This window comes from Deltaproteobacteria bacterium, from assembly GCA_016180855.1.
Classification (GTDB): Bacteria; UBA10199; UBA10199; order JACPAL01; family JACPAL01; genus JACPAL01.
The window spans coordinates 3,446-15,456 of the sequence record JACPAL010000023.1 but is presented as its reverse complement, the minus strand read 5'-3'; the positions used below and the strand labels follow the sequence as shown (position 1 = coordinate 15,456).

The following is a 12,011-nucleotide window of genomic DNA, read 5'->3' as shown; positions in this document are numbered from 1 at the left end:
CCTCACCCCCGACCCCTCTCCCGTTTCATTCTCTCTTTAATCTTGGATCAAGCGCATCCCGGAGCCCGTCCCCTAAATAATTCAGAGAAAATAGCAACGCGGCCAATACGAGGCTTGGAAAAATGATCTGCCAGGAGTAGAGTTCCATCGCCTGAGCCCCATCGTAAGTGAGCGATCCCAAACTCGCCATCGGTGCCTGAACACCAAGCCCTAAAAAACTCAAAAAGGCCTCTTCGAGGATCACGCGAGGAATCGTGAGCGTGGTGTAAACAATGACCGGCCCCAGGGCATTCGGGATCAGATGTCTTAAGATGATATCTCTCTTCTTGACACCGATCGACCGCGCCGCCTCGATAAATTCCTTTTGTTTGAGCGACAAGACCTGTCCGCGTACAATCCTCGCCATCGTGAGCCATGAAACCGCCCCCAGGGCAACGAAGAGGAGAACAATGTTTCTGCCAAAAATCATCATGAGGATGATGACAAAAAACATGTAGGGGAGACTGTACATCACATCGACAAACCGCATCATGATCGAATCGGTTTTTCCACCGGTGAAACCGGCAATCGATCCCCAAAGGACACCCATCACTAAACTAACAAGGGTTGCGACGAAACCGACCGCCATCGAGATCCGAAGTCCATGGAGAACTCGTGTAAAAAGATCGCGTCCCAGATCATCCGTTCCAAACCAGTGGAGAAGTGTCGGAGATTGTCCTATATCTTCAAAATTGATCTCATCAAATCGATAGGGGGCAATCCAGGGAGAGAGTAGCGCAAGGCCGGTGAAGAGCGAAATGAGACAAAGACTCGCGACCGCCATCCTGTTTCTTGAGAGGCGATGCCAGGCGTCCTGCCAGAGACTGGTGCCCTGCTCCAATTCCATCATCTCCTCAACCTCGGATCGATGATCAGATACAAAACATCCACAACCATGTTGCAGAGAAGAATCAACCCGCTGAAAAAAATCACAAGTCCCAGAGTGACCGTATAATCCCGGTTAATGGCACTTTGAACAAAATGCCGTCCTAATCCGGGAATATTGAAAATCTTCTCAACGACGAGAGAACCTGAAAAGAGAAAGGCAATCGCCGGTCCGAGATAAGAGACAACCGGCAAGAGACCACCACGAATCATATGACGAAAAACGACAAGGCGTCTTGGAAGTCCTTTGGCAATCGCGGTCCGTATGTAATCCTGGCCAATGACCTCGAGCATCCCGCCGCGGGTCAGCCGGGCAATCGAGGCGGCATAGATAATCCCTAACGTCACAGAGGGGAGGATCTGGCTCTTCCATCCCTCCCAACCGGCGACCGGAAGCCACCGTAATTCCAATCCAAAGAGGAGTTGGAGGAGCGGACCGATCACAAAATTCGGGATGGAGATCCCAATAATGGAGATCCCCATCGCCAGATAATCCCAACGGGTATTGTGATGAAGAGAGGCAGCGATCCCAAGAGAAAGACCGATCCCGAGTGCCACCAGAAGGGCATAAAACCCAAGCTGGAGTGTAATCGGCAGTCCCTCCTTGATGAAATCATTGACGCTCCGATCGGCATATTTAAAGGAAGGCCCGAAGTCGCCGTGAAGGAGAATCCCCTGAACATAACGGACATACTGCTTCGTCAGCGGTTCATCGAGATGGTACTTCGCCTCAATATTTCTCTTCACATCTTCCGGAAGGCTCCTTTCCTGATCGAATGGCCCGCCCGGAGCCAGCCGCATGAGAAAGAAGGAGAGGGTCATGATGATCCAGATGATAAAGAAAGATCCAAGAATTCGTTGTAGGATCCCAACCCCCATGCTAGGGGAAACTAGGTCAAACAAATTCCAAGTCAAGGAAAGTCTGGGGGTTTATGAAGTCAGAAAATGCAAAAAAACTGGTCCTGCTCTTGATCGCACTCTCCGTCGGAAGTATCGCCTGCAGCAAGAAAGCAGGGCAAGGAATCTCGCAAAACGAATCGTCACAACTCGAGAAGAGATTTCTTCGATTCCAACTCAGCAGCGAACCGGAATATATCGACCCAGGACTCGCCTCCGGTGTGCCGGAGACCAGGGTGATCCTCGATCTCTTTTCGGGACTCGTCCAGCATTCCCAAAAAGATGGTCCCGTCGTTCCTGAAATGGCGACGGACTGGGGGATTTCGAAAGACAACCTCATTTACACCTTCCATTTGAGAAAAGAGGCGATCTGGAGTGATGGACGTCCGGTCACGGCCCATGATTTTGTCTATGCCTGGGAACGTGTCCTGAATCCGAAGACGGCTGCAAAGTATGCCTACTCAATGTATCCGATCCAAAATGCACGCGACTATAACGCCGGCAAGATCACCGACCCGGCCGTCCTCGGATTCAAGGCGCTGGATGATCATACGCTCCAAGTAACACTGGAGTCCCCAACCCCCTACTTTCTCGATCTCCTCTGGTACAACGCCTTCAAACCGGTCCCGTCCTGGGTCGTCGAAAAGTTTGGACCGAAGTGGACTCAACCGGAACACATTGTCAGCAATGGCCCGTTTCTCCTGAAGAGCTGGACCCCTTACAAGGAAATTACGCTTGCAAAAAATCCAGACTATTTTGAGGCAGATCAGGTGAAGCTTCCCGGTGTTGTTTTCTATCCCATGGAGGACAAGGAGACCGCCCTCAAGATGTACGAACGGGGAGAGATCGACATTGTCTGGGAGGTCTCCGTCGTGAAGGCTGACGCCCTGAAAGGTGAAGAGGGGTATGTGCAGACGCCGTATCTCGGAAGTTACTTCTATCGCGTCCAGACCAAAAAACCGCCATTGAACGATCTCCGGGTCCGCCAGGCCCTCTCCCTTGCGATTGACCGAGACGAACTGGTCGGAAAATTCTTGAAAAACACGATGATCCCATCGATCAATGTCGTTCCCGAGGGACTGAAAGGGTATGAGCGGGCCGAGGGGATCGGTTTCGATCCGGAGAGGGCGAAGAGGCTTCTCACTGAGGCCGGCTATTCGGATCCAAAAACGTTTCCTGCGATCTCCATTCACTACAATACGGATGATCGACATAAACTGATCGCCCAGGTCGTTCAGCAGATGTGGAAGAAGCACCTGGGTATTGATGTGAAGCTCTGGAATGAGGAGTGGAAGTCGTACATGAAGACGCAAAATCTCAAGAACTTTGAGATCTCGCGCTCCGGCTGGATTGCCGACTACCCCGACCCGATGACCTTCCTCGATCTCTGGACCTCCGACTCCACCATAAGTCATACGAGCTGGTCCAATACGCAGTATGATACCCTCATCAGAAACGCGATGAAGGAAACGGTCACCTCGAAGCGCTACTCCCTGCTACGCCAGGCAGAACAGATCGTTCTGGAGGAGGCGCCGGTCATCCCGATCTACACCTACACCAAGATCTACCTCCAAAAACCGTACGTAAAAGGGTACCTCCCCAATCGAGAAGATATGCACCCGTTCAAGTGGGTCTCGCTCGCGGAAGGGGAGAAAAGCTCGGAGCTGGTGGCTGAAGAGGGCAAATAGGCTGTATAGAGTATTGACATATTATATAATTAGTCATTAACATAGCAATATGGCTAAGGTCATGATTTCAATGCCTCAGGAACTTCTGGAGGAGTTTGATAAGGCAGCCAAAAGCCGTCACAAAAGGCGTAGCGAGTTGCTTAAAGATCTTGTTATGGAGTTTTTACACCAGGGAGAGATCGGTTCTTTCCTGAAAAAGAATCCCCAAAAATCGATACGCGAACAGATCGACGATCTTCGCGAACACACCTTTAAAATGAAAGCGGGCGAAACAGCAGAGGATCTAATCCGCAAAATGAGGGATTCCCGTTAATGCAACAGATGGTTATTGACTGTTCCGTCGCGGTCAAATGGTTTGATCAAGATGAAGAAAGAGGAGGGAGAGCCCTCCGGCTTTTAGAGCTTTTTCTCAAGGGTGAGATAGAATTCATCATCCCGGATCTCCTGTTTTACGAGGCTGGAAACGTCTTCTGGAAGAAATGGAAGGGGCATCCTGAGAAGGCCGAACAATCACTGATAAGGCTATGGGAGCTCCCCTGGCTTTTGATGCCACTTCGATCTTCTTTACTGACGAGAACAGCGGAAATCGCCAATCGATTTCAAACGACCTATTATGATAGCCTCTACCTGGCGGTCGCTGAAAGAACAGAGGCCTCATTTGTAACAGCCGACAAAAAATTACTATCCAAAATAAAAACATTCCCATTTGCGAAACATCTCGAAGAGATTCCAGACATCTCCTAAACTCACTTGACCCTCGAGGGAGCTATGCTAACGAACCAGCTTTATGACGATCTCAAAACCGTCACAACCTGAAGAGGAGTATTTTGCCCGTCTGGAAGTGGAAAAAAAGCTCAAACTGTCCCATGAAAAGAGGGGGAAGATCTCAGAAGCTGAGATCAAGAGACTCAAGGAGCTTCACTGGATGCACTGCCCTAAATGCGGGATGGAGCTGCACCCAATCCCCTACCGTGGTGTAACGCTCGATAAATGCTTTCACTGTCACGGGGTCTATCTGGATGACGGCGAGCTCGAAAAGATCGCCGGCTCCGAGAGTGGTTTCCTAAAAGGGCTCTTAAGCCTCTTTAAGTCCTGAACTGTCTCACAAAGCGTTTTCAAGGAGGCCTTGTGCTGTATCGCTTTCTTAAAGGTGTTTTTACCCGCACCATTTCGGTCCTAAAGCCGATAATTAAACCGTCATGTCCTCTCTTGTTAATTCGATTTCGCAAGTCTTGAAGACAGGTTGGGAGTTCGAATATAACCCGATTAATCCCGACAACTGGGTCACCAATACACCCCAGGCGCTCATAGGGGCCTTTGCCTTGCTCGGTTTGGCAGGGGGGGGGCTGTTCTTATCACGAGTACGGCGGTTATTCTTTTCTCAAAGAACCCCAGCACTGCCAACTCCTCCTCCTGACCCGTTACCCCATCTTTATTTTCCATGCCCGGAACCAATAAGGCTTAGCGGCCCTCAACCATTGAGACTGACCTCTACCGAGGACCTACAAGCGATGGGGAATCAAACTTACTTATATGTACTGGTCGATACAAAAAATAATAACGACCCAATTATTATTAGATTTCTACCGAGGGGACAAAGTAACGGACATGAGGCGATGGTTTTAGGGCATGAAGCCGTCATGGTAGCAGGATATATGCAATACTCTTCTGCAACGAACACCCTCTCTTTCGATGTGGCCAGCATGAGTTTTTTCAGCCCCGGTTGTGATTTGTGGGCGGCTACCCATACAGCGTTTCAAATCATCTTCGGTGAAAGCATCAAATACAGTTATCTCATGAGATAAATCCTGGCTGTTTGTCTCCTTTTTAAACAGCTTGATAGCCCTTATGGCGTTCCCCCCTTGTTAGTAGCTGACGACACTCTTGATCCGTCGCCAGGTAAGGTCAAAATTGAGTCCGGCAAAAAATTCCCAAAATGTTCTCCTCGAGTCGTCGGACATCGCTGGAAGACTCCCCTCTCCGACCTCCAGGTAAAACTTGGGGGGCGGGAATCGAAAAAAAATGTGGGTAGCCTGCCAGATCAGGAGGCCGGGGAGATCGCTTTGCACTCCCCCTCCATAAACCTCCTCCCCTCCCGAGAGCTGTCCTGCAAGGCCGTATCCTTGTACCAGGGTCAGTGGTTCTTCATCGGGAAAATTCCGGGTATCCCGAACCGGGTAATATTCGAATCCCAACGCCGTTCTGACCCTCCACCCGATTGCTAAACCGTTCTCGTTAAACCTTCCCACCGCCTCGGGGTAGGCGGAGAGCGAGAGACCAATCCGTTCCGTGGGATCAAACATCCAGTGGGCCTGAATCCCCACCGGCGCTATGATCAACTGGCCAACGGCCGCTTTTCTTGACTCCCCCTCCCGCTCCATAGCAACCACCCCGCCGCCAACCGCAATCTCGGTGGCAGGACATAGATCTAGCCGGCTTTTCTGACTCAAGTCTCCGCAACCGGTAATCGACATAATGACCTCTCTTGCCAAGTTGTTCGGTGGTTATTGGAGACAGGATGAGTGAAAAGCGACCGCCGGACTAAAAAACCGTTCTCTGCGGAGAACGGCACACCCCTTTTTGAACAGCTTGATAGCCCTCATCCGTTATGTTAGCCGGTGACCGATGAAAATCTCCCATGAAGAGGTCAAGAAAATCGCCCATCTCGCCCGGTTGGAGTTGAACGAGGCCGATGTTGAGAGATATACTAACCAGCTTTCTCAAATCCTGACTTACATTGAAAAACTGAACAGACTGGATGTCTCAAATATTGAGCCGACGGCCCATGCCGTCGCCGTCGCGACCCCCTTTCGGAGTGATGAAAACAGGCCGTTTCAAAAGCAGGAAGAGGTCTTGAGCAGGGCCCCCGATCGGGAAGGTGATTTTTTCAAGGTGCCAAAGGTGATCTAATGGAGCTGTGCGACGCAACCATTCATGAACTTCATGACCAGCTGAAAAAGAGAGAGATCCGTTCGGTTGATATCGTTGATTCGATTTTCAAACGGATTCACCAGATCGAACCTCGAATCCATGCCTTCATTACCCTGACCGAGGAACGAGCGCGAAAAGAGGCAGCGCTCGCCGATCAAAAAATAAAAAATGAAACGGATTTTCATCCCCTTTTGGGGATCCCGATTGCGCTCAAAGATATTTTTCTCACCGAGGGACTTCGAACGACCTGCTGTTCCAAAATTCTGGACAACTATATCCCCCCCTACACCGCCACGACCGCAAAAAATTTGGAAGGGTGTGGAACGGTCCTTGTCGGAAAGCTCAATATGGATGAGTTTGCGATGGGCTCTTCCAATGAAAATTCCTGTTTCGGTGTGGTTCGAAATCCCTGGAATGAAGATTGTGTCCCCGGAGGTTCAAGCGGCGGAAGCAGTGCGGCCGTAGCCGCCGGGCAATGTATTGCGGCAACCGGCACCGACACAGGGGGATCAATCCGGCAGCCGGCGAGTCTCTGCGGCACGGTCGGGATCAAACCGACGTACGGTCGTGTCTCCCGCTATGGAGTGATTGCATTTGCCTCATCCCTCGATCAGGTAGGTCCCATCACGAAAGATGTCACCGATGCCGCCATCATGATGAACGCCCTGGCCGGATACGATCCAAAAGACTCAACCTCATTGAACGCACCGGTTCCGGATTACACCAAGGCGCTCCTCCCGGATATCAAGGGATGGCGGATCGCCGTTCCAAAGGAATATTTTATGGAGGGTCTGGATCCGGAGGTAGAGAAGGCGGTTAAAAAATCAGTCCAAACCCTGGAGGGATTGGGGGCTGTTGTGGGAGAGGTCTCACTCCCCCACAGCGAATATGGCATCCCGACTTATTATATCCTGGCGACGGCGGAGGCCTCCTCCAACCTCGCCCGTTACGACGGGGTTCGATACGGCCACCGAAATCGTGACTCTCAAGAGCTGCTTTCGATGTATCAGAAATCCCGAACTGAGGGATTTGGCCCCGAGGTCAAGCGGCGAATCATGCTCGGGACCTATGTCCTCTCCGCCGGCTATTATGATGCCTACTATCTTAAGGCCCAAAAAGTCCGGACACTCATCCGGCGGGACTTTGAGGAGATCTTTAAAAATTATGATGTGATTGTCGGTCCGACCTCTCCCACGGCGGCCTGGAGGTTCGGTGAGAAGACAGATGACCCTTTAAAGATGTATCTCTCAGATATTTTTACAGTGAACGTCAATTTGGCGGGACTTCCGGGAATGAGTTTGCCTTGTGGATTTACAAATTCAGGTTTGCCTATTGGACTGCAGGTGATCGCCCCCTATCTTCAAGAGGAAAAGATTTTTCGTGTCGGTTATGCCTATGAGCATGCGACCGAGTGGCACAGGAAGAGACCGAGTCACCTGAAAATGTAGGGGCCCCCTTGGTGCGCCCGAGATCGAAAGGAAAACGTCGTGGGAGACACTATTATTCCAAGAAAACAATGGGGAGCCCTTCCCCCCAAACCGGCGATCAAGGAGCAGGAGTACAAGCTCCCGCTGCCGGAGGTAATCGACTATCTGGTTGTTCACAAGACCCATTTACCAAGGAGTCTCACCCCTCAAGCGTTACAGAGGAGGGCACAAGACGGTCGGGAGAATAAGGTCTGGGATGATATCCCCTATCATTACTACATCACCTGGAATGGGAAAATCTATGAAGGGCGTGAAATGCGCTACGTGGGAGGACATGCCGGAAAATCGAAGGAGGCGCTGGCCGGCAAGGAGAGAAAGGAGCCTGACTTTATCAAGAAGGACCCCGACTACGGATCGATTGGAATCGCCCTTGCGGGCTATTTTGACCCTGACCTCCAAAAGGATCTCGCCTCAAAGGCCCAGATCGAAAGTCTGAAGTGGCTCATCGGATATCTCCGTGCACGGTACCCCCGAGTAACCTTAGATCACGTCCTGCTCCACAAAGAGATCGATGATAAAATAACGAGAACACGAGGCTATACCCCTGCGGTCATAGCCCATACCGACTGCCCCGGTCGCGGAGTTTCCAAACAGGTTGAGCGTCTACGAAAATGAACTACGAACCGGTTATTGGTCTTGAGGTCCATGCCCAGCTCCTGACAAAGAGCAAGCTCTTCTGCTCCTGTTCCACACAATTTGGGAGTGAACCAAATAAAAATACCTGCCCTGTCTGTCTTGCGCTTCCTGGCGTCTTGCCCGTCCTTAACCGACAGGCCGTTGAATTCGCCATCCGAATGGGGCTTGCAACAAGTTGCCGGATCACCGGTAAAAATGTCTTTGCCCGAAAGAACTATTTCTATCCGGACCTTCCCAAGGGATATCAGATCTCCCAGTACGAGCGGCCTATCTGCGAAAAAGGATTTGTCGACATTCCTCTCGATGGGGAGAGAAAAAAGATCGGACTGACTCGTATCCATATGGAGGAAGATGCCGGAAAACTTCTACATGAACATCCCCAAACCCGCTCCAAGGCGGCCTCCTGGGTCGATCTGAACCGGGCCGGTGTTCCATTGATTGAAATTGTTTCGGAACCGGACATCCGCTCACCTGCCGAGGCGGTTGCCTATCTCAAGGAACTCCGACGTCTCGTGATGTATCTCGAAATCTGCGATGGCAATATGGAGGAGGGGTCACTCCGGTGCGACGCCAACATCTCCGTCAGACCGGTTGGCGAAAAGAAGTTCGGGACAAAGGTCGAGATCAAGAACATGAATTCCTTTCGTCATATTGAGAAGGCTCTCCATTATGAGATCAAAAGACAAACAGAGGTCCTTGCAGGAAAACGCTCCCAAGATCGGATCATCCAGGAGACCCGCCTCTGGGACCCCGAAAAAGAGCTGACCCAACCGATGCGTTCAAAGGAAGAGGCCCACGACTACCGATACTTCCCCGACCCGGACCTCCTTCCCGTAGAGGTTCATGAGGCCTGGCTTAGCCAGGTACGAGGGGCGTTGCCGGAGCTTCCGGAAGGGAAGCGAGATCGGTTTACGAGGCAGTACCAACTCCCCTCATCCCAAATTGATATTCTGACGGATTCCCGCCGACTCGCCGACTTTTTTGAGGCGTGCGTCAAGGTCTACCCTCAACCGAAACCGCTCGCGAACTGGACCATCAATGAGCTCTTGAGGATGATTCAGGGAGATCCCGACCGGATCCAAGGTTCCCGATTGAGCCCGGAGGCGATCGGAAAAACACTGACCTTGGTTGACCAAGGTAAAATTTCCGGGGGGATGGCAAAGACTGTTTTACAAAAAGTTTTTGAGACCGGTGAGCCCCCCGAGAGTATTGTTCAGAAGGAGGGATTGTCCCAAGTTTCCGATGAAGGATCTCTGGCAGCCGTTGTTGATGAGATCTTAAACGAGAATCCGAAGGAAGTCGATCGTTACCGCAGGGGTGAGGAGAAGCTTCTCTCCTTCTTCCTGGGGCAGATCATGAAAAAAACGGGAGGACGGGCCAACCCGCCGCTGGCCAAATCGGTCTTTGAAAAGAAGATCAAGTCATGATGCTTTTCTTAAAATCGGCGGCTCTCGGATTTTTGGTCGCCCTGCCGGTCGGCCCAATCGCCGTGCTGATCCTTCAGCGAAGCCTTCAAGTCAACTGGCTGGCTGGCCTCTCCAGCGGTATCGGAGCCGCCTCGGCGGATGCCTTGTTGTCGATCCTGGCCAGCCTCGGCCTGGCAGCCGTTTTTGAATCACTCCGTGAAAGCCACCATTTCATCGGCAATGCCGGCGGTATTGTACTCATTCTGGTTGGGATCAAAATCTTTTTTCAGAGACCTCCGGCCCTGGATACCGAAGAGGTCCTCTCTGAACGGTATCTCCACCACTATCTCTGGGACGGCGCCTCGGTCTTTCTCCTCACCCTCACCAACCCGATGACCCTCATCGCCTTTGCCGCCCTCTTTGCCGGCTCAAGCCTCATTCCCCTCGATCCGAGAAAAATGGATTATCTCCAAATCTCGCTTGGCGTCTTTTCGGGAAGTCTCATCTGGTGGCTCATTTTAACCTCCCTCGCCCAACCGATCCGGAGGAATCTCTCACCCCTTCGAATCCACCGCGCATTGGAGGTTGTCGGTATTGTTTTAATCGCCTTGGGTGCCGTCTCGTTCGTCACACGACACTGGAAGATCGGTTGATAGTCGAATGAAAAGCACCACTATAACTTTAGCTTCCTTTTTTCATTTCCAGAAAGCTTTCAATGACGGTTTGTTCCGTAAGCGTCAGGCGGCGGGGGAAGAAATGACGCCGCCAGATATCAAACAACGCGCCGAACCCCGGGTAGTTGATGTACCGAAGTTTGTCGAGAGCTACCACAGGGGATGTAATTGTCATTTGACTAAATATATCTGATTAGATATAAATAAACTTGTCATGAATCCCGTGGTTTCTCTAAGATCCAAGGTCGGCATCACCCAGGGGCAGTTGGCCGTTCAGGCCGGGACGTCGCAACCGACAATCGCCTTCTACGAATCGGGCGCCAGGTCGCCGACCTGGTCGACACTACAGAAGCTTGCTTCGTCGCAGGGTCTTGAGGCGATCGTTACCTATCTTCCGCGACTGACCCGAGAAGATCAAAGAAGCTTGAACTATCATGCGGCCGTTGCTCAAAGTTTAAGGAAAACTTCGGCTCTATCCATCAAGAAAGCGGAACGGCTTTTGTCACGAATGAGGGCTCAGCATCTCGAAGCGAAAGAGTTGTTTGATCGCTGGCGTCAGTGGCTTCGCCTGCCGACGGAAGATCTTATTTCCCGCATGTTAGATTTAGGGGTCTTGTCTCGCGACATGAGACAGGTTTCCCCTTTTGCCGGTCAGCTAAGGCCTCAAGACCGTGCGCGGATTTTAAAACGATTCAGAAAGGAATATCGCTCATGAGGCGGGAACAATTTGAACACACCATTCGTGCGGCGGGGGCGATTCTGGGGACGGATCAACTTCTCGTCATCGGCAGTCAGGCGATTCATGCCTCCTATCGGAGAGTTCTCCCGGAAGCGGAACGGTCGATCGAGACCGATATTGCCGCACTGAACGACCTGGACGGTTCCAAGGCGGATCTGATTGACGGTTCTATCGGAGAACTGTCTGTTTTTCAGGAGACCTTCGGTTACTATGCCCAAGGAGTCAGCCCCAAAACGGCAATTCTGCCGGAAGGTTGGAGAAAGCGGCTTGTCCGGTTTTGTACACCGGCGACAAACGGTGTGACGGCCCTTTGTCTGGAACTTCATGATCTATGGATTTCAAAAGCGATTGCGGGGCGACCGAAGGATATTGAGTTTTGCAGGGCCTTGCTAAAGAGAAAACTTGTTCATCGGAAAACCCTCGCGACGCGACTGGTAAAAGTAAAAAAGCTTGAACCCGCCGTCCGAGAGGTGGTTGCCGGTCGAATCAAAAGCTATTCCTCATGAGTCCGTATTCTTTTCATCTCCAAGAAGCTTTCAATGACGGTTTGCACGCGGCGCGGGAGGGCGGCGTTCGTTCGTGTCACCAGATAAATCGTTCCGACGGGGTTCGGTTTCCCCTTGGAACGG

16 protein-coding genes and 1 pseudogene (1 of these 17 cut by a window edge) are annotated in these 12,011 nt (G+C 51.5%); 12 read left to right on the top strand and 5 right to left on the bottom strand.

Translation table 11 applies throughout. The annotated features are described in order from the left end of the window. Positions 1-25: 25 nt before the first annotated feature. Positions 26-889, bottom strand: coding sequence for an ABC transporter permease subunit (locus tag HYT77_10210; protein MBI2068368.1), 864 nt, complete (start codon positions 887-889; stop codon positions 26-28). Beyond that, positions 886-1,803, bottom strand: a complete 918-nt coding sequence (locus tag HYT77_10205; GenBank protein ID MBI2068367.1) for an ABC transporter permease subunit — start codon at positions 1,801-1,803, stop codon at positions 886-888. Before HYT77_10205 ends, HYT77_10210 begins: the two co-directional genes overlap by 4 nt. A gap of 53 nt (positions 1,804-1,856) precedes the next feature. On the opposite strand from HYT77_10205, the gene HYT77_10200 reads away from it, so the two are divergent. The 5 genes from HYT77_10200 (at position 1,857) to HYT77_10180 (ending at position 5,314) form a co-directional block, all read left to right on the top strand. Continuing rightward, complete coding sequence (locus HYT77_10200; GenBank protein ID MBI2068366.1) at positions 1,857-3,509, top strand: peptide ABC transporter substrate-binding protein; 1,653 nt, start codon at positions 1,857-1,859, stop codon at positions 3,507-3,509. Positions 3,510-3,558: 49 nt separating this feature from the next. After that, the gene (locus HYT77_10195) at positions 3,559-3,822 is read left to right on the top strand and encodes a ribbon-helix-helix protein, CopG family (GenBank protein ID MBI2068365.1); all 264 of its coding nucleotides are present in this window, start codon (positions 3,559-3,561) and stop codon (positions 3,820-3,822) included. Next, the gene (locus HYT77_10190) at positions 3,822-4,253 is read left to right on the top strand and encodes a type II toxin-antitoxin system VapC family toxin (protein MBI2068364.1); all 432 of its coding nucleotides are present in this window, start codon (positions 3,822-3,824) and stop codon (positions 4,251-4,253) included. The genes HYT77_10195 and HYT77_10190 overlap by 1 nt, the downstream gene beginning before the upstream one ends. Before the next feature lie 43 nt (positions 4,254-4,296). Further along, complete coding sequence (locus tag HYT77_10185) at positions 4,297-4,605, top strand: zf-TFIIB domain-containing protein (protein ID MBI2068363.1); 309 nt, start codon at positions 4,297-4,299, stop codon at positions 4,603-4,605. Positions 4,606-4,708: 103 nt separating this feature from the next. Next, positions 4,709-5,314 (top strand): hypothetical protein, encoded by a 606-nt coding sequence (locus HYT77_10180; GenBank protein MBI2068362.1) that lies wholly within the window; start codon positions 4,709-4,711, stop codon positions 5,312-5,314. Positions 5,315-5,374: 60 nt separating this feature from the next. On the opposite strand, the gene HYT77_10175 is transcribed toward HYT77_10180, so the two are convergent. After that, positions 5,375-5,983 carry a hypothetical protein gene (locus HYT77_10175; protein ID MBI2068361.1) on the bottom strand — a complete coding sequence of 203 codons (609 nt, stop codon included), beginning with the start codon at positions 5,981-5,983 and terminating at the stop codon, positions 5,375-5,377. Between the two features lie 151 nt (positions 5,984-6,134). Between HYT77_10175 and gatC the strand changes: the two genes are divergently transcribed. The 5 genes from gatC to HYT77_10150 are packed head-to-tail and all read left to right on the top strand — an operon-like array spanning position 6,135 to position 10,622. After that, on the top strand, positions 6,135-6,419 hold the full coding sequence (gene gatC, locus HYT77_10170; protein ID MBI2068360.1) for an Asp-tRNA(Asn)/Glu-tRNA(Gln) amidotransferase subunit GatC: 285 nt from the start codon (positions 6,135-6,137) through the stop codon (positions 6,417-6,419). Continuing rightward, positions 6,419-7,888: an Asp-tRNA(Asn)/Glu-tRNA(Gln) amidotransferase subunit GatA gene (gatA, locus tag HYT77_10165; GenBank protein ID MBI2068359.1), complete on the top strand. Its 1,470-nt coding sequence runs from the start codon at positions 6,419-6,421 to the stop codon at positions 7,886-7,888. The genes gatC and gatA overlap by 1 nt, the downstream gene beginning before the upstream one ends. Positions 7,889-7,927: 39 nt before the next feature. Then, a complete protein-coding gene (locus HYT77_10160) occupies positions 7,928-8,542 on the top strand; it encodes an N-acetylmuramoyl-L-alanine amidase (GenBank protein MBI2068358.1) in 615 nt (204 codons plus the stop codon). Beyond that, the gene (gene gatB, locus HYT77_10155; GenBank protein ID MBI2068357.1) at positions 8,539-9,990 is read left to right on the top strand and encodes an Asp-tRNA(Asn)/Glu-tRNA(Gln) amidotransferase subunit GatB; all 1,452 of its coding nucleotides are present in this window, start codon (positions 8,539-8,541) and stop codon (positions 9,988-9,990) included. The genes HYT77_10160 and gatB overlap by 4 nt, the downstream gene beginning before the upstream one ends. Further along, positions 9,987-10,622, top strand: a complete 636-nt coding sequence (locus HYT77_10150; protein MBI2068356.1) for a LysE family transporter — start codon at positions 9,987-9,989, stop codon at positions 10,620-10,622. Before gatB ends, HYT77_10150 begins: the two co-directional genes overlap by 4 nt. A 28-nt stretch (positions 10,623-10,650) precedes the next feature. Here HYT77_10150 and HYT77_10145 read toward each other — a convergent pair whose 3' ends face one another. After that, on the bottom strand, positions 10,651-10,818 hold the full coding sequence (locus tag HYT77_10145) for a hypothetical protein (protein ID MBI2068355.1): 168 nt from the start codon (positions 10,816-10,818) through the stop codon (positions 10,651-10,653). 39 nt (positions 10,819-10,857) lie between these two features. Between HYT77_10145 and HYT77_10140 the strand changes: the two genes are divergently transcribed. After that, positions 10,858-11,358, top strand: coding sequence for a helix-turn-helix transcriptional regulator (locus tag HYT77_10140; GenBank protein ID MBI2068354.1), 501 nt, complete (start codon positions 10,858-10,860; stop codon positions 11,356-11,358). Beyond that, positions 11,355-11,888, top strand: a complete 534-nt coding sequence (locus HYT77_10135; protein ID MBI2068353.1) for a hypothetical protein — start codon at positions 11,355-11,357, stop codon at positions 11,886-11,888. Before HYT77_10140 ends, HYT77_10135 begins: the two co-directional genes overlap by 4 nt. Here the strand turns inward: HYT77_10135 and HYT77_10130 are convergent. Continuing rightward, positions 11,876-12,011 (bottom strand): annotated as a pseudogene (locus tag HYT77_10130) (LysR family transcriptional regulator); it runs 668 nt beyond the window's last position. The gene HYT77_10135 and the pseudogene HYT77_10130 overlap by 13 nt on opposite strands.